The 22,178-nt window shown below is 50.3% G+C and carries 18 protein-coding genes; 8 read left to right on the forward strand and 10 right to left on the reverse strand.

Annotated features, from left to right (window positions below):
* Positions 1-85 precede the first annotated feature (85 nt).
* Positions 86-649, forward strand: coding sequence for a hypoxanthine-guanine phosphoribosyltransferase (locus ACOQOZ_RS02840; RefSeq protein ID WP_420590778.1), 564 nt, complete (start codon positions 86-88; stop codon positions 647-649).
* 90 nt (positions 650-739) lie between these two features.
* Here ACOQOZ_RS02840 and ACOQOZ_RS02845 read toward each other — a convergent pair whose 3' ends face one another.
* The 3 genes from ACOQOZ_RS02845 to ACOQOZ_RS02855 are packed head-to-tail and all read right to left on the reverse strand — an operon-like array spanning position 740 to position 2,889.
* Positions 740-2,311, reverse strand: coding sequence for a PepSY-associated TM helix domain-containing protein (locus tag ACOQOZ_RS02845; RefSeq protein WP_420590779.1), 1,572 nt, complete (start codon positions 2,309-2,311; stop codon positions 740-742).
* Between the two features lie 10 nt (positions 2,312-2,321).
* Positions 2,322-2,612 carry a hypothetical protein gene (locus ACOQOZ_RS02850; protein WP_420590780.1) on the reverse strand — a complete coding sequence of 97 codons (291 nt, stop codon included), beginning with the start codon at positions 2,610-2,612 and terminating at the stop codon, positions 2,322-2,324.
* Positions 2,599-2,889 (reverse strand): hypothetical protein, encoded by a 291-nt coding sequence (locus ACOQOZ_RS02855; RefSeq protein ID WP_420590781.1) that lies wholly within the window; start codon positions 2,887-2,889, stop codon positions 2,599-2,601. The genes ACOQOZ_RS02850 and ACOQOZ_RS02855 overlap by 14 nt, the downstream gene beginning before the upstream one ends.
* 248 nt (positions 2,890-3,137) lie before the next feature.
* Between ACOQOZ_RS02855 and ACOQOZ_RS02860 the strand changes: the two genes are divergently transcribed.
* The 3 genes from ACOQOZ_RS02860 to ACOQOZ_RS02870 are packed head-to-tail and all read left to right on the forward strand — an operon-like array spanning position 3,138 to position 9,017.
* Positions 3,138-4,544: a TolC family protein gene (locus ACOQOZ_RS02860; RefSeq protein WP_420590782.1), complete on the forward strand. Its 1,407-nt coding sequence runs from the start codon at positions 3,138-3,140 to the stop codon at positions 4,542-4,544.
* 5 nt (positions 4,545-4,549) lie between these two features.
* On the forward strand, positions 4,550-5,848 hold the full coding sequence (locus ACOQOZ_RS02865) for an efflux RND transporter periplasmic adaptor subunit (RefSeq protein WP_420590783.1): 1,299 nt from the start codon (positions 4,550-4,552) through the stop codon (positions 5,846-5,848).
* Between the two features lie 13 nt (positions 5,849-5,861).
* A complete protein-coding gene (locus ACOQOZ_RS02870) occupies positions 5,862-9,017 on the forward strand; it encodes an efflux RND transporter permease subunit (RefSeq protein ID WP_420590784.1) in 3,156 nt (1,051 codons plus the stop codon).
* Between the two features lie 73 nt (positions 9,018-9,090).
* Here the strand turns inward: ACOQOZ_RS02870 and ACOQOZ_RS02875 are convergent, their stop codons facing one another.
* Complete coding sequence (locus ACOQOZ_RS02875) at positions 9,091-9,321, reverse strand: CPXCG motif-containing cysteine-rich protein (RefSeq protein ID WP_420590785.1); 231 nt, start codon at positions 9,319-9,321, stop codon at positions 9,091-9,093.
* Positions 9,322-9,330: 9 nt separating this feature from the next.
* Positions 9,331-9,843: an MOSC domain-containing protein gene (locus tag ACOQOZ_RS02880; RefSeq protein ID WP_420590786.1), complete on the reverse strand. Its 513-nt coding sequence runs from the start codon at positions 9,841-9,843 to the stop codon at positions 9,331-9,333.
* Positions 9,844-10,155: 312 nt separating this feature from the next.
* Between ACOQOZ_RS02880 and ACOQOZ_RS02885 the strand changes: the two genes are divergently transcribed.
* The 4 genes from ACOQOZ_RS02885 to pdxB all read left to right on the forward strand — a co-directional run bounded on the left by ACOQOZ_RS02885 (position 10,156) and on the right by pdxB (position 16,532).
* On the forward strand, positions 10,156-10,920 hold the full coding sequence (locus ACOQOZ_RS02885) for a hypothetical protein (protein WP_420590787.1): 765 nt from the start codon (positions 10,156-10,158) through the stop codon (positions 10,918-10,920).
* Positions 10,921-11,210: 290 nt separating this feature from the next.
* Positions 11,211-13,319, forward strand: coding sequence for a methyl-accepting chemotaxis protein (locus tag ACOQOZ_RS02890; protein ID WP_420590788.1), 2,109 nt, complete (start codon positions 11,211-11,213; stop codon positions 13,317-13,319).
* Positions 13,320-13,501: 182 nt separating this feature from the next.
* On the forward strand, positions 13,502-15,079 hold the full coding sequence (locus ACOQOZ_RS02895; protein ID WP_420590789.1) for a SulP family inorganic anion transporter: 1,578 nt from the start codon (positions 13,502-13,504) through the stop codon (positions 15,077-15,079).
* 298 nt (positions 15,080-15,377) lie between these two features.
* Positions 15,378-16,532, forward strand: coding sequence for a 4-phosphoerythronate dehydrogenase PdxB (gene pdxB / locus ACOQOZ_RS02900; RefSeq protein ID WP_420590790.1), 1,155 nt, complete (start codon positions 15,378-15,380; stop codon positions 16,530-16,532).
* A 40-nt stretch (positions 16,533-16,572) separates the two neighbouring features.
* Here the strand turns inward: pdxB and ACOQOZ_RS02905 are convergent, their stop codons facing one another.
* From ACOQOZ_RS02905 to ACOQOZ_RS02925, 5 genes are all read right to left on the reverse strand, one after another.
* Complete coding sequence (locus ACOQOZ_RS02905) at positions 16,573-17,583, reverse strand: ABC transporter ATP-binding protein (protein ID WP_420590791.1); 1,011 nt, start codon at positions 17,581-17,583, stop codon at positions 16,573-16,575.
* A 2-nt stretch (positions 17,584-17,585) separates the two neighbouring features.
* Positions 17,586-19,301 carry an ABC transporter permease gene (locus ACOQOZ_RS02910; protein ID WP_420590792.1) on the reverse strand — a complete coding sequence of 572 codons (1,716 nt, stop codon included), beginning with the start codon at positions 19,299-19,301 and terminating at the stop codon, positions 17,586-17,588.
* Between the two features lie 61 nt (positions 19,302-19,362).
* Positions 19,363-20,376 (reverse strand): extracellular solute-binding protein, encoded by a 1,014-nt coding sequence (locus tag ACOQOZ_RS02915; RefSeq protein WP_420590793.1) that lies wholly within the window; start codon positions 20,374-20,376, stop codon positions 19,363-19,365.
* Between the two features lie 129 nt (positions 20,377-20,505).
* Positions 20,506-20,898, reverse strand: a complete 393-nt coding sequence (locus tag ACOQOZ_RS02920; protein WP_420590794.1) for a hypothetical protein — start codon at positions 20,896-20,898, stop codon at positions 20,506-20,508.
* 24 nt (positions 20,899-20,922) lie between these two features.
* On the reverse strand, positions 20,923-22,140 hold the full coding sequence (locus ACOQOZ_RS02925) for a pyridoxal phosphate-dependent aminotransferase (RefSeq protein WP_420590795.1): 1,218 nt from the start codon (positions 22,138-22,140) through the stop codon (positions 20,923-20,925).
* Positions 22,141-22,178 lie beyond the last annotated feature (38 nt).

Genomic DNA, 22,178 nt, shown 5'->3' on the forward strand with positions numbered 1-22,178 from the left:
AATATTTGCAATTGCGCCTCGCGCTGGCGGTGGTAACATACGCGCCTTTTACCAGCCCGATAATCACTCTACAGGTAGTAATACGATGAGCCAGCCGCTGACTCTGGAAGAATTGAATAAGGTAATGGAAGACGCTGATTTGCTGAAAACCGAACAAGAGGTTGATCAGGCGTTAGATGCGATGGCAGCGGCCATTTGTGAGCGCATGAAAGATGAAATGCCGGTTGTTTACGGCATCATGAACGGTGGTCTGGTGACTGCGGGTCGTTTATTGCCAAAACTGAATTTCCCGCTGGAACAGGGATATATGCATGCAACCCGTTACCGCGGTGAAACCACAGGCTCTACCGACCTGCAATGGCAGGCGCCACCGTCAATCGATATGACGGACCGCACGGTTCTGATCGTTGATGACATCTTTGATGAAGGCAACACCTTATGTGAAGTGGTTAAATCCTGTCAGATGCAGGGTGCCAAGCAGGTATTAACGGCCGTGCTGGTGAACAAGGTACACGATCGTAAAAACACCGATCTGAAAATCGACTTTGTTGGTATGGATGTCGAAGATCGTTATGTCTTTGGTTGTGGTATGGACTACCGCGGTTTCTGGCGCAATGCGCCGGGCATCTACGCGGTTAAAGGTCTGTAACGCCGCACATTATCCAGACACAAAAAACACCGCTGACTCACATCAGCGGCGTTTTTTTATGGCTGAAATTCAGCGGTCAGAGCCGGGCTGTCAGGCAGCCCGTGTTTCTTTTTCTTCAGCAGATTCTTCCGTGACCTGAGACTTGCGGCCCTGTTTGGCTTTCTCTGTTGGTTTTGGCAGGCGCCAGCCAAAATAGCCACACACCAATGCCAGGGCAATCAGTGTCAGGTGAATGCCATCAACAATCTCATTGCCGCCACCAATCCAGCGTTGGCTGATAACGCCATCGGCAACGATAACTGACAATAGCGCAACCACGGTGGCGGCCAGATAACCGCGGGTGCGTGCGTGCAGATCGCGACCAAACATGGCTGGCAGGATGGCGATAAACCAGGCACCCCAGAAAATCGCTTCTTCGGTGTGATGTTGTTCTTCACCCAGGTTCAGTGGCAGCAGCCATTGGCTGGCGCCCAGGGTAATGCCACAGCTGACCACCAGTCCGGCGCAAATGCCGAGTGTCAGGCGCGCCAGCATATGAGGTTTATCAAGTTCGGCAGTGTTGTCGCTGCTGGCCTGACCCTGTTTTTTCTTCGCCAGCCAGATCATATTGCCGCTGATGATCAGGGCACACAGCGCCAGAGTTGAAATGGCATAGAAGAATTTCAGCGCCATATCACCAAATAACACGTAATGCAGTGGCGTCACTGCGGCGAAGATGCGCTGGAACGGACCTTTCTCAACGCCGTTTAATTCATGAATCTGAGCGCCGTCTTTCAGCTGGAAGGTAATGCTCTGCAGATTGCTCAATGCATCTTTGTGGTTGCCGGAGAACTTCGCCACACCACCGGCATCACCATAGCCATCCACCTGGATAAAGGTCACATCCAGCTCGGGTTGAATGGTTAAAGTGCGCTGGTACAGCTCATTTAAAGAAACTGCTGGGGCGGCCTCTCCGACCACTTCGGCGGTTGGGCCTAAAACAGCGATGGTGGCTTTTTCGACATCACCGTCGAACTTCGCCAGTGCCAGGATCGGAGAGATCAGTCCCAGTAAGCCAAGAATGGTGCCGGTGAATGCCAGAATAAAAGAGAACGGCAGCGTCCACAGGCCCATCAATTTGTGGTGATCCGTCAGCAACAAACGCCAGCTGCGTTTAGGGCGCAACATCACAAACTCTTTGCGCCATTTGGTATGAATGACAATACCGGCAATGATCGACAGCAGCATAACCATACCCGCCAGGCCAACCAGGTAGCGACCAAAAGGGCGAGGGATATGCAGATCCGTGTGCAGGTGTTCGAAAATATGAGATACCTCGGAGCCACCAATATCGATTTGCTGATAGTTTTCCAATTCAACATAACGGATCACGGAGTTTTCACCGTCGAAGCGGGCGACCATGCCGTAACCTTTGTCGGTTTCTGGTGCGACAAAGAAGGTCTCGGTACCGAATTCTTCGCTGTTGGCTGCAGCCAGCAATCGATCCAGGTCAATGGATTCGGCTGGCTTTAGATTATTCAGCGTGGTGGACTGCCAGTTCTCCAGTTCGTGGGCAAACATGGCCGGAAAGCCGGAAAAGGTGACCACAAACAATAAAATTCCGGCCAGGATACCGAGCCAGGTATGGGCGCCGTAAAACACCTTATGGGTACGTTGTTGCATACAGAACTTCCTAAGCGAATACGGTCAGAGACAGGGCGTCGTAAATACCAAACGCCAATAACAGTGAACCAACTCTGGCCCAGGCTTTTAATCCGCCGTCTGCCAGCAGCGCCCAGTAAAACAGTGACGCCCAGAACACAAAGAAGAACACACCACCGGCAAAAATCTGTTCGACTTTATCGCCGAACGGCCATGACAGGGTGATGGCGATGGTCAGGCTGATGGTCGTCAGGAAAGCACCAAGAATCGCGGCGGTGATCTGACTGGCATTAGAGTTAAATTTGCGTTTAAACCAGAGCATAAATACCTCCGGCAATACTGATGGCGGTAATGGCCTGAACCAGTACCGGGCGCCAGATACGCAGCTGAACAAAAACCACAGAACAGGCCATCAGCGAAAACAGCAGATAAAAAATACCTTTTTCCCAACCGTACGGCTGGCTAGCAAATAAGAAGGCTGCGAATAACAGAGCACGGCCAGCATAGCGGCGGCGCTGGTCAATTTTGTCACTGCGATGCTGGTTTACACCGTACATCAGATGCAGAGCAGGCCAGAGGGCAAAAACCGCAATGGGCATAAGGGCTTACCTGATAATTTTATAAAACGCGAATGGTAATGAAATGCAAATGATTATCAAGGTTTTTTGAATGCTGCGAAGGATATTGTCAGAAGCGATGAAATGGGTGCTTGGAGACGCTGGGTTTCAAGCTTTGTCAGCTCGGTAAAGATGGGTAAAAGCCGTAACCTTGGGCTTTTGTGGCTGCTTATCATAGCCACCTGTCCCTAACCTTCCTATGGTTATTCAACGCTAAAAAGGAACCCTTTATGACTGCCGTCGTCCGACGACCTCTGATGGCTGCTTTGTTGTTGCCCTTGCTTTTGCAAGGGTTAACTGCCTGTAGCAGCGTCGAGTCTGTCCCTCAGCCCGAATTCGAATCATCAGAATTATTGTCTGGCTTTGCCGACTCGGAGACGACTGCGACGCAGAGCCGCTGGTGGAATGAATTCAGTGACGTTCAGCTGGATCAACTGGTCAGTCAGGCGCTGGAGAAAAATTACGATCTGAAAGCATCTCTGGCGCGGTTGCGCCAGAGTGAGGCGTTGTTACGTATTAACTCCGCTGATCAGTACCCAAGCGTTAATCTCAATGCCGGAAAAAACCGCAGCTGGCGTGAGAATTCTACCGGAGACAGCTGGTCCGCCGGGCTAAGTGCCAGTTACGAGATCGATTTCTGGGGATCGGTTGCAGCAACTCGTCAACGTGCAGAATACGATTTATTAGCCACGCGTGCCGCCAGCCGGATTCAGGCCAATACAGTGGCCAGTCAGGTTGGGATTGCCTGGTTTGGTTTATTACACGAGACCTATCTCATAGAACTGTTGAATCAGCAGAAGCAACGGATTGAATCCGGACTGAAGGTCATTAATGCCCGCTTCCAGCGTGGTCAATCTCAGGTTTCCGACGTCTGGCAGCAACAAACTCTGCTGGAATCCATTAACGGTGATCTGGTGTCAGCAACCGCAAAGCGGGATATTTATCAGCAGCAGTTACAGTTATGGCTCGCATCTGACATCAACATCAATCTGCAGCAAATGACATTGCCTGCTGTTGCTGTTAGCCGTATGGAGGTTAATGCGGCGGCGTTGTTCGAACGCCCGGATGTGCAGCGGGCCTTCTTTAACGTGCAGTCGGCAAATGCTGGGGTCGCCGTCGCCGAAGCCAATCGTTATCCGCGTTTTACCTTAACTGCCAGCTACAACGGTCAGGATCCAAATATTGAAAACGTGTTTGATAACTGGGTAGCGAACCTAGCAGGTAATCTGGTGTTACCTCTTATTGATGGAGGAAATCGCCGTGCTCAGGTCGATAGTCAGCAGGCGCTGTTGGAAGCTGAGATTGCCGCCTATCAGCAGGTGTATCTGAAAGCCGCGCAACAGGTTCAGGAATTATTGGTGACGCTGGATGAACAGCAGCGTCTTGATACCAGCTTGCAGCGCCAGCTGCAGTTGGCGCAGAAAACCGAATCGTTCCAGACCAGCCGCTACCGCAAGGGCGTTGGCGATTATTTATCGCTATTAAATGCCCAGCGTGACGTACTTAAACTGGAGCGGCAGTTGCTGGCTAACCAGCTGAATTTTAACCAGTCCCGCATTCGTTTATACCAGGCTGTCAGTCATGGGCGTTTTTCTGAATCCCACACTGACACTCAACCGTTATCACAGGAATCCTGACAGTTATGAGCTCCGTTAATGATCCGTATCGCCATTCGGGCGACCATTCCGGCAATAAAGGCAGTGCCGTAAAAAGTATTCTGATCGGTGTTGGCGTTCTGGCGATGGGTATCGCGATAGCGGTGTGGGTGGTAAAGAGCGCGCCGAAACCCGGAAAGGTGGTACCTGAAACCAAAGCCCGGTTAGTGGAAGTTGAACCGTTATTAATGCAAAGCAGCCGTCCGACCTGGCAGGCCGGTGGTCAGGTGACTGCGTCACAACAGGTCATGTTAAAACCCCAGGTCAACGGCCGGGTTATTGCCATTGCTGAGGCTGCGGTTCCGGGTGCCCGATTAGCGCAGGGAGATTTATTAGCGCGTATCGATCCTAAGGATTTTCGCCTGATGCTGGAGCAGAAGCAGGCGGCTTACACCCAGGCAATGGCGGATCTGGATATCGAAAAAGGCCAGGCGTCGCTGGCACGGGAAGAATACGAACTGTCAGAAGCCCGGTTATCGCCACAAGACAAAGCTCTGGTGTTACGTGAACCACAGATTGCCAAGGCCAAAGCGGCGGTAAAAACCGCCAAAGCCAATCTCAATCAAGCCAGGCTGGATCTGCAGCGCAGCGAAATTCGTATGCCGTTCCCCGGTCAGATTAACAGCCGTAACGTTTCCATCGGCAGTCAGGTGTCAGCCAGCTCTGATGTGTTCGACCTGATCAGCACCGATGAATTCTGGATTGAAGTAAAAATTCCGGCGGCGTTTCTGCCATGGTTGGATAAACAACATATCGTTGAAATCACCATGCCGGGCTGGCAGGGAAAAACCCGCGAAGCCCGCGTTCTCAACGTATTGCCTGCGGTAGACAGTACCGATCGCCAGGTAAAACTGGTGTTGGCGATTCAAGACCCGCTGGCGTTGCAAAACAGTGATTTACCTCCGGTGCTGTTAAACGATTTTGTTGAAGTGCAGTTGTTTGGTCGCGAGTTGAAAAACACGTATCAGATTGAAACCCGCCACCTCAATAATAACGATGAGGTATGGGTGGTCAGTGCCAACAATGAACTGCAAAAACGGGCGGTGACCGTGTTGTATCACGGCCGGGAAATGTCCTGGGTCGCAGTTGAAAATGCCGCCGAAGCTAATGGCCAGGTCGATAGCCAAGCCGGTAACAACAGCGGATTTAACGCTGACGATCGCTTGCTGGTCAGTCGTGTCGATGCACCTGTGCCTGGGTATCCGGTTCGTATCCTGGGTGATAGGCAAGCCGCTGGCGCTGAAGACGCACTGGCCGATCATACTGATGGCAAGCCACAGCGCTAACAGGAGATAACCGATGAGTATTGATCATAAGCTCGCTTCTCGTCGCGGGCCTGTTGCCTGGATGTCGGAACACCGGGTTGCTCCGAACCTGCTGATGGCATTTTTAATTGTTGGCGGCTTTTTGATGTCGCTGGTTATCCGCAAAGAATTTATCCCTCCATTTGAAGCCGACATGATTATTGTTGGCGTCGCTTATCCCGGCGCTACGCCGTCGGAAATGGAAAAAGGCGTGGTGTTGCCAATCGAAAACGAACTGGCATCGCTGGAAGGCTTTAAAGAAATAAAATCGTCGGCCAGTCGGGGTTCGGCAGATGTTCGGATTGAACTGGAGAACGGTGTCGATCGACAAAAAGCCTATCAGGATATCCAGCAGGCGGTTAACCGTATCAGTACCTTCCCGGCGGATATCGAGCGACCGGTAGTGAGCATTGCCAGTCGTTCCATTGAAGTGATGGAGCTGGCGTTTTTTGGGCCGTTAGAGCGCTTTGAATTAAAGCGTCTGGCAGAGCGGGTAAAAGATCAGCTACTGTCGTCGCCACAAATCAGTAAGGTCGAATTAAAAGGCATGCCGGATGAAGAAATTCAGATCGAAATCCGTCAGCGCGATTTGCAACGTTACGGTTTAAGCCTCAACGAAGTTGCCAATATCATCAGTAATAATGCATTGGAGCAAAGTGCCGGTGCCGTGAAAACCGATGGTGGAGATATTCTGGTTACCTTAAATGATCGTGTTTATTGGGCTGCGGGTTTTAAAGATATTCCGCTGATCAGTGATGACGGTGGTGTGCGTGTGCGACTGGGTGATGTGGCCACCATTCGTGAAGGCTTCAGTGACAGTGCAAGGCTGGTGACCTACAACGGTCAGACTTCTGTACGCTTCGATATTTTCCGGGGTGAAAATCAGACGCCGTTAACCGTGGTTGAAGCAGCCTACGTTGAGCTGGAAAAAATACGCGCTGAATTACCGCCGGGCGTTGAAATTATTATCACCGATGATGATGGTGAAACGTATCGTCAGCGTGTTGGCCTGTTATTAAAAAATGCCGCCATTGGTTTAATTCTGGTGATGGTGCTGTTGAGTTTGTTCCTGGAATATAAGCTGGCCTTCTGGGTCACCATGGGTATTCCAACGGCCTTTATGGGGGCGATGTTGTTGCTGCCTATCTGGGATGTGTCGATCAATATGGTGTCGATGTTCGCCTTTATTGTTGCCCTCGGGATTGTGGTCGATGACGCCATTATTGCTGGTGAAAATATTTACGAACATATGCAGCGTGGCATGCCGTTCCACGATGCGGCCATTGTTGGCGCACGGGAAGTGGCGATGCCATTGGCGTTTGCGATTCTCACCAATATTGCCGCTTTCCTGCCGTTATTAAGTCTGCCGGGTATGATGGGCAAGCTGTTCCTTGCCATTCCGATTGTGGTGATCAGTTGCTTTATGATTTCCTGGCTGGAAGCGCTGTTTATTTTGCCGACACACTTAGCGCATCTGAAAGAGAAAAATCCTTCCGCAATCGGTCGTAAAGTCGATGCCATGCAGGCACGGGTCGATAAGCGGCTGCATCATTTTATTAATAACACCTATCTTCCGGTTTTAAATAAGGTACTGGCGAATCCGGGGTTAACTCTGATTACCGCCATTTCTATTGCGTTTGTGGTGATGTCGTACCCGGCCAGCGGTCGTATGGGCTTCAGCATGTTTCCGCGTCTTGAGGGTGAGTTTGCCGTTGCGACGGTTGAGCTGCCGAGCAATGCGCCATTCGATCAGGCGAAAGCGGTTCGTGAACATCTCGAGAAAAGTCTGTACCAGGTGTCGCAACCGTTTGATGACGCCGATGTACCGTTAGTGATCAGTGTTGAGGGCAATATCACCGGCTCCAGCATTGAAGTAGAAGCGCGTTTGGTTCCGAACGAAGTGCGTCCGATCAGTGCCAATGAAACGGTAAAACGCTGGCGGGAAATAATTGGAGAAATCCCCGGTATCCGCAGCTTAACCTTTGATGCCGAGCGCGGCGGCGGCCCGTCCGGTGGTTTTGGTTTAACCGTCGAATTGCGCGGCAGTAACAGTGATGAGTTGCGTTTGGCCAGTGCCGAACTGGCGAATCAGCTGGCACAGCTGTCGGGTGTTACCGATGTTGCCAACAGTTTTGAAGCCGGCTCACCCCAGTGGGATGTTGAATTAAATCAACTGGGCCGAAGCCTTAATCTCGATGCGAACAACGTTGCACGCCAGGTCCGCTCGGCATTATATGGCGCCCGTGCGCTACGTCAGCAACGTGAACGGAATGAAGTGACGGTGCTGGTGCGTTTGCCACTGGAAGAGCGCTCTTTCAGTGCAGATATCGAACGCCTGCAGATTCGGACTCCGGCTGGTGGTTATGTGCAGCTGGGTGATATCGCCACGCTGAAGAAAGAACGTGCCCCGGCCAAGATCAGTCGTCGCGATGGTGAGCAAATCGTAAAAGTCACCTCCGAAGTTGAGCCTCGGGAACAGATACCGGCAGCGATGGATGTTCTGCGTGAAGATGTCTTCCCATTATTGCAGGCGCGTTTTCCGTCGGTGGATTTCAGCTTCCGCGGACGCCAGGCGAATACTCAGGAAACCATGGATAACCTGCAGCTGTATGGCATGTTCTCGTTGTTGCTGATTTATGTGTTGCTGGCGATTCCATTCCGCAGCTACGCACAGCCGTTGCTGATTATGCTGGTGATTCCGTTTGGCGCAGTAGGAGCGATTATTGGCCATATTATGCTTGGTTACGGTTTGTCGATCATGAGCATAATGGGCATTGTGGCATTGGCCGGTGTGGTGGTGAACGACAGTCTGATTCTGGTGACCTATGCCAATGAACAACAACAAAAGGGACTGTCGGCCTTTGAAGCGGTGCGTGCGGCAGGTGTGCGTCGCTTCCGTCCTATTTTGCTGACCACGCTAACGACCTTTGGTGGTCTGTCGCCGATGGTGTTTGAAACGTCACGCCAAGCGCAGTTTATTACGCCAATGGCGGTGTCACTTGGCTTTGGTATTTTGTTTACCACCTTTGTCTGCTTACTGATCCTGCCAGCGATTTATGTGCTGCTGGATACCGTTCAGCAAAAACTGGGCTTTAACACCATGCGCACGGAGCCTGCTTCCCAGGCGGTATCTGAGCAAGTGTCGCAGTAGGGGCAATGGTCGTACCGGGTTTGGACGGACTGCTGAGTATTAACTCTCAGCGGCCAAATTCATGCTTGGGATGTTAATACACGTCATTTTCACTGATTAGCTCAACACCAATACTGCCGTCGCCCATTGGGTCGCTGATTAAGCGGATGTAGATAGGGCGACAACACACCTGGCAGTCCTGTTGTTGATCAAGACTTAGCTCATCCAGCTGATCGTCCAGCTCGTCATACTCCGGCAATTCGATAAATACAGTAATGAGTTCGTTGCAGTAGGGGCAGCTACGGCTGTGTTCAATAACCGGCATCGCGACCTCTCAGAGTAGTGATTGTTGTGGTGTGAACAATTCAATGCGGTCGCCGAGCCGAATTTTCCCTGAGTGAATGACCTTACAGCATAAGCCACCATGGCCAAGCATGGCGGCCAGGCCACCTTTGCCCAGCTCCTGTTCCATACGACTGCAGGGATGACACAGAGCGGTGGCTTCGAAGACAGCGTCACCAATTTTGAACGTCTGGTAGCGCAGTGCATTAAGGTTGATATTGCGCACCACCAGATTGCGTCTCAGTTGCTCCGGGCGAACGACTTTGCCGCCGAGGAAATGGCCAATCTGCTGAATAAACTCTTCGCTGATCAATGTGACCTGGCGGCCGCTACCGGGAGTTTTTTCCATGCGGTGGTCGCCTTTAAGGCCCAGTGTGGCCACGGCCTGGGTGCTTTCTAATGATTGCATCGACATACGTCTGCCGGGACGAACGCCAATCCAGCTCAACTCGCCGGGCGGCAACTGGGTAACATAGCGGGAGAATAATCTGCTCTGGGCTGACATAACAAAATCACTTTAACGTACAACTAAACACGACCAGTGTGATGGTCGCAGGTTTGTGGCTGAAGCGTAAAGTAAATGGTGCAGGCTTCTGCGGTGGCTTTTGCTTTGCACTTTCACTTTGCACTTTGCACTTTGCACTTTGCACTTTGCACTTTGCACTTTGCACTTTCGCTTCGTGCATTTCAGGCGAGATATCAGAGTGATGCTGCAATGTGAGGAATACTAATGACAACATGAGAAATGACCAATTTTCTTCATGAGACCAATTTATTAGAGTGCTGCCCGGTTATTCATCGCAACAGGAACTTTACCGTGGCTCATATTCTTCACTCCGATTTCTCCGCTGGCAGTCATCAGCTCCAGGAAGCGTTCTCGCTGTCCAACCTGATTGGGGAAATGGCTGCGGTGATGGGATGTGAAGTGGCATCGTCTGGTTTGAGATTCGGTGAAGATCATCCGTATCAAGCGCCAGTCGTTGGGAAAAACACTCAGTTTTCATTTAATCCGGGTGTGTTACAGCAACAATGGCGTCAGGACAAAGCATCAAACTCCGAGGTTAAACCGGCAATTCTTGGGCCACTGACGTTTCTGGCGCTGGCAGAAAACGAAGATGGCAGTGATCCACTATCACTGCTTGACCAGCTGATCCCGTTGTACAGTGAGCTGCTGGAATTGTTTGCGGCAGAAGGGGCGGAATGGGTTCAGATAGATGAGCCCATTCTGGTGACTGAGCTGTCACTGGCATGGAAGATCGCTTTTGAACAGTCCTACCACACACTGAAGGCGAATCGTCCGAATATTTTACTGGCCACGTATTTTGGTGCGTTAAAAGATAACCTGCAGCTGGCCTGTAACTTACCAGTAGCCGGGTTGCACCTGGATGTTGCTGCTGATCGTTCAGAGCTTAACCGTGTGATTGACTGGTTACCCATTCATAAGGTGCTGTCGTTGGCGGTTATAGTGGGAGCTGAATCGTCGGAAACCGACACGGTGCGCGGCGCTGAACGTTCTGGTTGGCTGCAGTCATTAGCGGAAAAGCTCGGCGAAAGATTATGGCTGGCTTCTGCCTGTCGCTGATTTTTGTTTATCGCTGGTTTCGGCTCGTCGCGAACAGCGGAGCACGGAGCATCCGATAGGATGCTTTTTTCATGACTTAATACGCTTTCCTGACATTCCTGTCTGATATTTCGGCGGTTATCAGGCCAATCACTGGCCTGCTAATGACCGCCTGCTTTACTAAATTCATACGCATTGCTTAGAAGCGGAGATCGCCTGGTATGAATTTTCCTGTCTTACCCTTTTTAAAAACGTCCTTTACAACGTTGTTGGCTGTTTGCTCAGGCCAGAAAAAACGGGGGAGCTGAGGTATGTTGCGCAAAATACACTACAAAATAGCCATGGCGGCCGGGCTTTGTATCGTGGTCGCAGTGGTGACTCTGGCACTGGTGGTGGTCAATCGAAACAACGCGCTGCAACAGCAGGTTATGGCAATGACCTCCCAGGAGCTCAGTCAGAAAGCCGAAAACGAGCTGCAGAAGCTGGCGGAAATCCAGGCGGGCAAGGTAATTGAGCCTCTGACCCAGGCGATGGAAGTTACCCGTGGCATCACCAACACCATGAAAAGCTTTTTGCTTGGTCAACGCCCGGAATTGCTTGATCGGGTTGCATTCAGTGAATACACCCGTGATGTTCTGGTTCAGAATCCGGATTTGATGGGCACATACATTGCCTGGGAAGAGGGTGTGGGTGATGGTCGTGATGCGGAATTTATTGGTACCAACCATACCCACGAATCCGGCCAGTTTGCTCCTTACTGGAATCGTTCTGCCGACGGTAATATCGCCATTCGGCCACTGAACCTGACCAAGGTTTACGATGATGAAGCCAAGGGCAATCCGGGCGGGGTGTCCGATTGGTATTTGTGCCCAAAGCATGAGAAACGCGATTGTATGGTTGACCCTTATACCTGGGAGGTACAGGGGCAAACCGTGGTTGGCACTTCACTGGTATCCGCCATTTTGGATCGTAATCGCTTTATTGGTATGACGGGGATCGATATCAGTCTGGGGTTCCTGCAGGGCATCGCACAAAACGGTGACAGCAATTTCTACAACGGTGCTGGCAGCATCTTCTTTGTCGCGCCGAATAATATGTTGGGTGCGGCTTCGGATAACTCTGAGCTGGTGGGCAAACCGCTGCCGGGTGATCGTGCCCAGATTATCGCCTCAGCAATGGCCGACGGTAAGGCTCAGGTGTTGTCTGCGGGAGACCTTTATTACGCCATTGCGCCGATTGTGGTGAAGGGCGTTCCGGAACGCTGGGCTGCTGTAATCGAAATTGAAAAAGCGGTGGTACTTGCCGGTGTCGCCAAAACCGATCAGGTGGTTACGGCATCATTCGTCAGCACCATTGAGGTGTTTGTATTGATTGCTGCCCTGATTGCGGTGCTTTCAGTGGTGGTTATGAGCGTGCTGGCGAAAGGTATTTCTTCACCAATCGAAAATACTGCCCGGGCGCTGGCGCAGCTGGCTTCCAATGAGGGTGATCTGACCCGTCGTACAGCGTTGAGTCGTGATGATGAAATTGGTGATTTATCGAAATCTATTGATGCTTTCCTTAGTAAAACCCACGATATCGTTAAAGACATTGCCGGTGAGATGGATCAGGTGAACAACAGTGTGGATGTGTCAAAACGGCTGTCGGATAACACCAACAAAGGTATGCAAACCCAGCGCGAAGAGTTGGAGCTGGTGTCGGTTGCGATCAACGAAATGAGTGCGACTGCGGCTGAAGTAGCGAAGTCTGCTGCGATGACGGCGGAGTCTGCCGGGTCTGTGCGTGACTCTGTGCATGCCGGTAATCAGAAGGTGGAGCTGAATCTGAATTCTATTCGCGAGCTGGTGGAAGATATGGAGTCGACGGGTTCTGTGATTCAGCGCTTGTCTGACGACAGTGCCAATATCAGCAATATTGTGAATGTGATTAATGGTATTTCTGAGCAAACCAATTTACTGGCTCTCAACGCTGCGATTGAGGCGGCGCGTGCAGGCGAGCAGGGGCGTGGTTTTGCGGTGGTTGCCGATGAGGTACGTACATTGGCAGCGAAAACTCAGGAATCCACCGGTGAGATTCAGTCATTAATCGATACGCTGCAGGCCTGTACCAATGAAGCGGTCAGCTCAATTGATCAGGGCCGTGAGAAATCCGCCCGTTGTATTGAGCAGGCCCAGGATGCCGTTGCTTCGCTACAAGAGGTGGTGTTATCGATCAGCCAGGTGGACGATATGACCACCCAGATTGCCAGTGCTGCAGAAGAACAGCGCAGTGTATCGGAAGACATCACCCGCAATGTGAACACCATCAGTGATGTTGCTACAGATGTTGCTAACGGTGCTGAAGAAAGTCAGCGTGAAAGTGCACATATGATGGATTCTGTGTTTGCGTTAAAAGAGCAGCTGAATCGCTTCCGCTACTAAAACTTTGCTGCCTGATTTATTCGAATCCGATTGGTCGTCTTTATCGCAGAATCTGAGATCCCGGGTCCTTCCGGGATCATGCGAAAAACCTGAATTTGTTATCCGATGCTGGTATAGTTCGCGCCTTTTTACGGCGCTCTGATTCCATCGCCGACATAATCCAACAGAAGGGACCCGCTCTGATGTTATTGCTGCGCGAATTTATGCAGACTTTTTCTCCCAACCTGAAAAACGACACGCTATCAGGTTTAACCGTTGCGCTGGCTTTGGTGCCTGAGGCAGTGGCGTTTGCCTTTGTTGCTGGTGTGCATCCGTTAACCGGCTTGTATGCTGCCTTTATGGTGGGTCTGGTAACGGCTGTTATGGGTGGTCGCCCGGGTATGATTTCCGGTGCAACCGGTGCTCTGGCCGTTGTAATGGTATCCCTGGTGGCCGAGGCCGAACGTGATTTTGGTTCCGGTATGGGACCGCAATACCTGTTTGCCGCTGTGGTGCTGATGGGGGTGATTCAGATCACTGCCGGTGCATTTAAACTCGGTAAATTCATTCGTATTGTGCCGTATCCGGTGATGCTGGGTTTCGTAAATGGCCTGGCAATTGTGATCTTTCTGGCCCAGTTACCACAGTTACAATCGGCGACTCCGGGTGGTAAGTGGGGCTGGACCGACGGCACCTGGTTGGCAGGTTCCGAGCTGTTCATTATGTTGGGCTTAATCGCCTTAACCATGGCGATTACGCATTATCTGCCTAAGATCACCACTGCATTTCCATCCGCTCTGGCCGGTATTCTGGCGGTGAGTGGTATCGCCTTGTTTGCTGATCTGGATACCAAAACTGTTGGAGATCTGGCTTCGATTGCCGGTGGCTTGCCAGAGTTTGGTGTACCTAATGTTCCGCTAACCATGGAAACCTTCTGGTTCATCCTGCCTTATTCAGTGATTTTTGCCGCCATTGGTTTGATTGAATCTCTGCTGACGGTCACAGTGATTGATGAAATGACCAACACTCGTGGTCGTGGTAACAAAGAATGTGTCGCCCAGGGCAGTGCCAACCTGTTAACCGGTTTCTTCGGTGGTATGGGTGGTTGTGCCATGATTGGTCAGAGCATGATTAACGTCAGCTCTGGTGGTCGTGGTCGCTGGTCTGGCATCGCAGCAGCATTGTTCCTGCTGAGCTTTATTCTGTTTGCCTCGCCATTGATTGAACAGATTCCGATTGCTGCATTAACCGGCGTGATGTTTATGGTGGTGATTGGCACCTTTGAGTGGTCCAGCTTCCGTATGTTGCGCAAAATTCCGAAGCAGGATGCTTTTATTATTGTGCTGGTATCCGGCGTAACGGTTGTGACTGACTTGGCGATTGCTGTGATTGTTGGTGTAATTGTGGCGGCTCTGGTGTTTGCCTGGGAGCATGCCAAGCACATCAGTGCCCGCACCATCATTCAGGAAGATGGCGCTAAGGTTTATGATCTGTTTGGCCCGCTGTTCTTTGGTTCTGTGTCTGCGTTTAAAGACATCTTTGAGCCGGAAACAGATCCGGATGTGGTGATCATCGAGTTTAAGAACTCACGCGTTGCGGATTCTTCAGCGATTGAAGCGATTGACACCATTGCTGAGCGTTACATTGCCGCGGGTAAAGAAGTGCATCTGCGTCACTTATCTGAAGAGTGTCGACTGTTGCTGAAGAAAGCTGGCAACCTTTGTGATGTTAACGTGATTGAAGATCCTAACTATCGTGTAGCAACGGATAAGCTGGCTTGATACCGCCTGGCTTTATTTTGTAGTTCTGCATAAACAGGCTGTCAGGACTGTTTATGCCACTGGATCGGAGGTACGCCATTGTGCCTCCGATTCTAGCGCGTTCGATCATTCCGTACTTCCATATACTTCTCCCAGCGGGCAGCTTCATTGCCCAAAGCTCAATCAGTTTAATATCTTTTTAAAGCGGTAACGGCTAAAAGTTGTTGTGCTGGTTGTAGCTATGAAAGGCGTGAGCAGGTTTGCCAAGCGCTATGCGTCCTGCAACAATACGCCTTTGAATTATGAAAGGCTCACGCCCGTGCACATCGTTGCTGACGAAAATATTCCTCTTATCGACGAATTCTTCGCCGATATCGGCCAGATTACCCGGGTTCCGGGACGCACTTTAACCAACGACGATATAAAAGACGCGGATGCGTTATTGGTTCGCTCTGTCACTCAGGTTAATGAGTCTTTGTTGGCAGGATCCAAGGTCAAATTTGTTGGTACGGCAACCATTGGCACCGATCATATTGATGAAGAATACCTTCAGCAGCAGGGTATTGGTTTTAAGAGTGCGCCAGGTTGTAACGCTCAGGCTGTCGTCGATTATGTTCTGAGTGCTGTTAGCGTTGTTATTGATGATCGCGGCATTGGTTTCACCGATTTGTCGGTTGCCATTATTGGTATCGGTAACGTTGGCTTGTTATTGCGCCAGCGACTGGAAGAAATGGGCGTGTCGGTTCTGGCGGTTGACCCGTTTAAGGATCCGGAAACTGTTGGCGATCTGGTTTCGCTGGATGAGGCGTTAACGGCTGACGTTATTTCTCTGCATACACCGTTGACTACCGAAGGCGAACACGCCACATATCATCTGATTAATGAACAGCGCCTGCAGCAAATGAAACCGGATGCATGCCTGATCAATAGTTGCCGTGGTGCGGTTGTCGACAATAAGGCGTTGTTAGCTCACCTGGATGGCAATAACGAATTCGAAGCCATTATGGATGTCTGGGAAAATGAGCCGGAGCTCGATATTGAGCTGATGCATCGCGTGATGCTTGCAACACCACACATTGCCGGGTATTCGTTGGATGGCAAAATGCGTGGCACTGAATTTGTGTATCAGGGGCTGAGTGAATTTTTTGGTCTGCCAGTGCGCCGTAAACTGGCTCAGTTTCTACCTGAGCCGGGTATCAAAATGGTAGCCTTCACCGATCAGGTGCCGAAGTTTCAGGCGTTGCGGACCGCCATTCGCGCTGCTTATGAAATTCGGGTAGATGATGGTGTGATGCGTTCCGCCATGATTCGTGCAGATAAAGCCGGAGAGGGATTGCGTGAGACGTTCGATCGTCTGCGCAAGAACTATCCGCTGCGTCGTGATATACCAAGGCTTAAAGTGAATGTTCCGGCTAAGTGTCATAAATTGCAGGACACGTTAAAAGCCGCTGGCTTCGATGTCAGAACCAAATAAAAAAACGGGGACTGAAAAGTCCCCGTTTTTTTTGTTCAGGTCAGTTAAGCACTACCGGTTTATCCTGATAATTGAGGGATACCTTATCACCAATTTTCACCGCGGGCAGTTCATCACACTCTGCTTGCCAGTTGTCGATGTCCAGCTCTGGAAATTCAATTGAGATTAAATGGCCGCGCCCGGTAAATTGAATATCATTGATCACACCACAACCGTTTTCGGCCGGATGAACTGACAGACGATGGCGTTTGAATAACGCGGTGCCAGATTCGCGTTCAGTATTTCGCTGGGAAGTTGGCAAAATATGATTAAGGTGTTGCTCGGGGCATAAATTGCCGGCTTCCATAAAGCGTGCAACCTCGAGATTTTCTGGCTCGTTAAATACGTTGGCCGGAGTGTCACTCTGTTGCAGTGCTCCATTAATCATCACAGCGGTTTTATCGGCAAAAGCAAACGCTTCGTCTTTGGCATGAGTAACAAATATTACACTGATGCCTGCTTGCTTCAGCAGTGCACGCAGCTCAGCCATCATTCGTCGTTTAACCTGGGTATCAACGTTTGAAAATGGCTCGTCCATTAGCAGCAATTTGGGTTTATTGGCCAGTGCTCGGGCCAGTGCAATTCGTTGTTGTTGGCCGCCGGATAATTCGTGGGGATAACGATTTTCCAGAGTTGATAGTTCCACCAGTGACAGCACGTCGCGGATTCGCTGCTGTTGTTCGCTATTGGATAGCGACGTCAGACCGTAAGCAATGTTTTTTGCCACGGTCATGTGTGGGAATAACGCATAATCCTGAAAAATAAAACCAATCTGGCGTTGTTGTGGTGGCAGATTAAAGCGGCCGTCGACAACCGTATTGCCGAATAACTCGATTTTGCCGCTGTCGGATTGATGCAAACCGGCGATGGTTTTTAATGCCGTGGTCTTGCCGCAGCCACTGGGACCAAGTAAACAAAGAATGTCACCTTGTTCCAGCTCCAGATTGAAATCTTTCAGCACCTGAGTTTGAGCAAACGACAGGTTCAGGTTGTGTGCGCTCAGAGCTTTCATAATTAATCCATTTTCTGGGTTCGGGATAATAAAGCGATAGGCAGCAGGCTGACGGCGACAATTAACAGAGCGCCCAGAGCTGCATGTTCCAGATGTTCATCCGAGGCATATTGAAAAACAAAGGTAGCCAGCGTTTCGAAATCAAACGGTCTTAACAGCAGGGATGCCGGGAGTTCTTTGACGCATTCAATAAATACCAGCAACAATGCGGAAACAACTGCTGGTTTTAACAGAGGCCAGTGAATTTTCTGAAACGTTCGACCCCGGCTGGCGCCAAGTATTTGTGAGGCGGAATCGAGGTTTACCGGCATATGTTGGTAAGCCGCCTGGACGCTGCCATTGGAGATTGCAGCAAAACGAATTACAAAAGCCAGAATTAACGCAAAGCTGGTGCCTGAAAAAATCAAACCAACACGATCCATTTCCCAGCTGATTAATAACCGGTTGAGCCATAGGTCGGCCTGGGTGAGTGGAATTAATAAGCCAATGGCTAATACAGTTCCGGGCAGGGCGTATCCGAGAGACGACATCGCCAGCATGTTTCGGTTAATCGGAACTGGTTGAAAACGAACCTGGCTGTTGAACAGTAAAGCAATCAGGGTGGCGATGAATGCTGCACTGGCTGCGAGAACAAAAGTGCTCTGACTGTGCTGCCAAAGATTACCGCTGAGGTTTTCCGAAAAATACGTTGTGGTATAGCCGATAAGAGTTATCACCGGATAAATAAATCCGGCAATCACAATCAAGCCACAAACGCTCCAGATTAACGCGGTTCTTTTAACTCCGGCAGCTTGTTTGGTTGCTTCCAGTTTCTGGTTACGACCTTCGAAAAATTGCTGACGGCGTCGATTATATTTTTCTGCGCTGACAAGTACTACAACAAACAACAACATCAGACAGGAAATTTTAGCGGCCGTTGTCAGGCTGCCATACACCAGCCAGCTGTCATAAATTGCGGTGGTGAGTGTGCTGATGGCGAATAAATGAACGGTGCCATAATCCGCCAACGATTCCATCGCCACAAGGGTGCAGCCAATCGCGAGTGCCGGACGAACCAGAGGTAACTCAATTGAGAAAAATACACGATGGCGGCTGGCTCCCATTAACTTAGCCGCGTTTGCCAGATTTTCTGAGCGACGACTGAATGCGTTGCGCAGCAATAAATAAATATACGGGTAGAGCGCCAGGGCCAGCATCATGCTGGCGCCCCAGCGGCTGCGTATATCCGGAAACCAATAGTCCTGGGGTGATTGCCAGGAAAACGTTGCCCGTAAGGCATTCTGGATTGGGCCCGCGTAATCAAATAATTCGGTGTAAATATAGGCTGATATATAAGCCGGTATTGCTAATGGGAACACCAGTGCCCACTGGAGCAGGCGTCGACCTTTAAATTCGTAATGAGAGCACCACCAGGCCGGGAGTATCGCCAGCATCGCGGCAAAAATAACGGCACCAGCGACCACGAGTATGCTGTTAAGTGTGTAGCTGATTAATACCGTATCTGCGAGTTCAGCAAAAGTGCTGTCGGCTTCGGAGCGCCCTAGGTCGATCAAAGATTCCAGCACCAGGGCAACGACTGGCATAAATAACAGCAAGCTGATGAGTAAGCTGGATGGACGTTGCAATTTTGCCAACAGAGCGCTGAAAACATAAACGCCAGAGCCCGCAATTTGCGGGCTCTGTTCAGATTCGCTGGCTGGTATCGATGCCGATTTCATACATTTGCGATGTCAGAGGAAAACGCGATTATATGTCGAAACGATACCAGACCGAAATGAATTACAGGTCAAAACCAACTTTATCAACCAGCTTAAGTGCGGCTTTGCGATTTTCTGCAATCTTAACCAGTGGCAGCTCGTCAGCTTTGAATTCGCCCCAGCTTTGTACCAGTTCGGATGCAGGCACGCCTGGTTTTACCGGGTATTCCATGTTCAGTTCGGCGTACAGTTTTTGTGCCTTGTCACCCGATAAAAAGTTCAGCAGCTGCTGTGCTTCTGCTTTATGAGGTGCGTGTGCAGCAATAACAGCGCCTGACACATTGATGTGAGAACCGCGGTTGGTCTGATTCGGGAAGTTCAGATTGACGGCATTGGCCCAGGCAATCTGGTTCTTGTCCTGCAGCATTTTGCCCAGGTAGTAGCTGTTGCCCAGTGAAACATCGCACAGACCTTCTTTAATGGCTTTAACTTGCGCGCGGTCATTACCTTGTGGCTTGCGTGCCAGATTGGCTTTAACACCACGTAACCAGGTTTCGGTTTCTGCTTCGCCGTGGTGAGCAATCATCGATGCAATCAAACCCAGGTTGTATGGGTGCTTACCACTGCGGGTGCAGATCTTGCCTTTAAAATCGGCTTTCGCGAGATCTTCATACTGGATTTTGCTCTGGTCGCCGGCGCGTTCTTTTGACGAGTAAACGTTACGAACGCGTTGTGTGAGTGCCAGCCATTGATTGCCAGTATCGCGGAATTTGGCCGGGACATTTTTTTCCAGTTCAGTGCTCAGCTCGTAAGGCTGAGTCAGATTTTCGTCTTTCAGCTGTAACAATTTGGAAAAATTAGACGTTAAAACAATGTCTGCCGGAGATAATTCACCTTCACGCTTCAGGCGTTGAATCAGCCCTTTTTTAGCAAAGATGACTTTGGTTTTGATGCCGGTTTCAGCAGTGAACTCTTTCAGGATAGGTTCGATCAGGAAAGGCTGGCGAAAAGAATAGATATTTACCTGATCAGCAGCCGCAGCAGGTAGAGAAAGTGTGGCTGTGAGACCCGCGGCTACAAAAGAAGCGAAACGCATTGGAGGCTCCAAAAAGTCCTGAATGAGAAGGATTCTTATTTTACACAAAAGTGACAAAGCTGCAGCTTTTTTGTGGGTAATTAAGTGTAAAAGAAACGGTGTTTATCCAATCGGTTGAGGGTTCTGTAATTACAAAAACAGGAAGTGGTCGCGCAATACATGGCCTAGTAAAATAGAGTCGCCCTGCAGGCGGGCGTACTCAATAGCGTCGAGAATCGTAGCGCCTTCGTTGCGTGGATCCGGCTTTAATAAACGCGAGAAGGATTTGCTGGTCAGGACGAATTCGTCCACTGATTTTTGGCCATCCATTTCACTGAAACGAATAAAGCCTTCATCTTTCAGCCAGATGACCGCACCAAAAGCCGACTGGTGGCGCGGTGAGTGCAGGCCAAATTCATCAACATCATCGGGTCCGGAAATATCTTCGACAAACAGGGTTTGTGCACGTGGAAACTGACGAAAGCCTTGCAGCAATACCACGGCACAATCTTTATAAAAATCGTCGATATGGACGTCGAGCACGATAGTTCCCTTATCCGTTTCAGTTTACAGCTGGCGGTAGCCGTTGAAGAAAATTTCCATACGTTCCATGGCCGCAGTCAGGTCTTCCGGACGTGGCAGGAACACAACACGGAAATGATCCGGGTAGGCCCAGTTAAAGGCAGTGCCGTGAACGATCAGAATTTTTTGTTGCTCTAATAAGTCGAGCACCATGCGTTCATCATTACGGATGTTGAATTTTTTGGTGTCCATTTTCGGGAAGCAATACAGCGCCCCTTTAGGTTTCACACAGCTGATGCCATCAATATTGTTCAGTGCTTCCCAGGCAATATCGCGTTGCTGGCAAATACGACCGCCCGGAGCAACCAGGTCGTCGATGCTCTGATAGCCACCTAAAGCGGTTTGAATCGCATGCATGGCGGGTACGTTGGAGCACAGTCGCATCGAAGCCAGCATTTCCAGGCCTTCGATGTAATCTCTAGCCAGGTGTTTGGCACCACTGATGATCATCCAGCCTGCGCGGAAGCCGGCCAGGCGGTAATTTTTAGATAAACCATTAAAGGTGATGATCAGTAGGTCATCTGCAAGTGATGCGGTTGATGTATGGGTTTCGCCATCAAACAGGATCTTGTCGTAAATCTCATCCGAGAACACGATCAGATTATGCTGACGGGCAATTTCCAGCATCTGCTTCAGCATCTCATCGGAATACACCGCACCGGTTGGATTGTTTGGATTAATCAGCACCATCGCGCGGGTTTTATCTGTGATTTTTGCGCGCATATCATCAAGGTCCGGGAACCAGTCGGAGCCTTCATCGCAGGTGTAGTGAACGGCTTTGCCGCCAGCCAGGCTGACTGCGCCTGTCCACAATGGATAGTCCGGCGAAGGTACTAATACCTCATCGCCATTGTTCAGCAAGCCTTGCATGCACATCACAATCAGCTCGCTGACGCCATTACCAACGATGATGTCTTCAATGGCAACGTTGGCAATATTCTTCTGCTGAGCGTATTGCATAATCGCTTTACGGGCAGAAAATAAGCCTTTGGAATCGCTGTAGCCTTCTGAATCCGGCAGGTTATAAATCACGTCCTGGATGATTTCTTCCGGCGCATCGAGGCCAAACGGTTTTGGGTTGCCGATATTCAGTTTCAGGATTCGGTGGCCATCTTCTTCGAGTTTTTTGGCGGCATGCAGAACGGGTCCACGAATGTCGTAAAACACATTGGCCAGTTTGTTGGACTTCTTAATTTCCTGCATGGAACCGCATTGCCTCGTTAAGCTCTAAAAGATTGAAA

It is taken from the genome of Bacterioplanoides sp. (assembly GCF_965219715.1).
In the GTDB taxonomy this organism is placed as follows: Bacteria; Pseudomonadota; Gammaproteobacteria; order Pseudomonadales; family Oceanobacteraceae; genus Bacterioplanoides.

What these genes read in the sequence shown, in the direction of transcription:
- ACOQOZ_RS02840 (WP_420590778.1), top strand. Translation starts at nt 86, where the DNA reads ATGAGCCAGCCGCTGACTCTGGAAGAATTGAATAAGGTAATGGAAGAC.
- ACOQOZ_RS02845 (WP_420590779.1), bottom strand. Translation starts at nt 2,311, where the DNA reads ATGCAACAACGTACCCATAAGGTGTTTTACGGCGCCCATACCTGGCTC.
- ACOQOZ_RS02850 (WP_420590780.1), bottom strand. Translation starts at nt 2,612, where the DNA reads ATGCTCTGGTTTAAACGCAAATTTAACTCTAATGCCAGTCAGATCACC.
- ACOQOZ_RS02855 (WP_420590781.1), bottom strand. Translation starts at nt 2,889, where the DNA reads ATGCCCATTGCGGTTTTTGCCCTCTGGCCTGCTCTGCATCTGATGTAC.
- ACOQOZ_RS02860 (WP_420590782.1), top strand. Translation starts at nt 3,138, where the DNA reads ATGACTGCCGTCGTCCGACGACCTCTGATGGCTGCTTTGTTGTTGCCC.
- ACOQOZ_RS02865 (WP_420590783.1), top strand. Translation starts at nt 4,550, where the DNA reads ATGAGCTCCGTTAATGATCCGTATCGCCATTCGGGCGACCATTCCGGC.
- ACOQOZ_RS02870 (WP_420590784.1), top strand. Translation starts at nt 5,862, where the DNA reads ATGAGTATTGATCATAAGCTCGCTTCTCGTCGCGGGCCTGTTGCCTGG.
- ACOQOZ_RS02875 (WP_420590785.1), bottom strand. Translation starts at nt 9,321, where the DNA reads ATGCCGGTTATTGAACACAGCCGTAGCTGCCCCTACTGCAACGAACTC.
- ACOQOZ_RS02880 (WP_420590786.1), bottom strand. Translation starts at nt 9,843, where the DNA reads ATGTCAGCCCAGAGCAGATTATTCTCCCGCTATGTTACCCAGTTGCCG.
- ACOQOZ_RS02890 (WP_420590788.1), top strand. Translation starts at nt 11,211, where the DNA reads ATGTTGCGCAAAATACACTACAAAATAGCCATGGCGGCCGGGCTTTGT.
- ACOQOZ_RS02895 (WP_420590789.1), top strand. Translation starts at nt 13,502, where the DNA reads ATGTTATTGCTGCGCGAATTTATGCAGACTTTTTCTCCCAACCTGAAA.
- ACOQOZ_RS02905 (WP_420590791.1), bottom strand. Translation starts at nt 17,583, where the DNA reads ATGAAAGCTCTGAGCGCACACAACCTGAACCTGTCGTTTGCTCAAACT.
- ACOQOZ_RS02910 (WP_420590792.1), bottom strand. Translation starts at nt 19,301, where the DNA reads ATGAAATCGGCATCGATACCAGCCAGCGAATCTGAACAGAGCCCGCAA.
- ACOQOZ_RS02915 (WP_420590793.1), bottom strand. Translation starts at nt 20,376, where the DNA reads ATGCGTTTCGCTTCTTTTGTAGCCGCGGGTCTCACAGCCACACTTTCT.
- ACOQOZ_RS02925 (WP_420590795.1), bottom strand. Translation starts at nt 22,140, where the DNA reads ATGCAGGAAATTAAGAAGTCCAACAAACTGGCCAATGTGTTTTACGAC.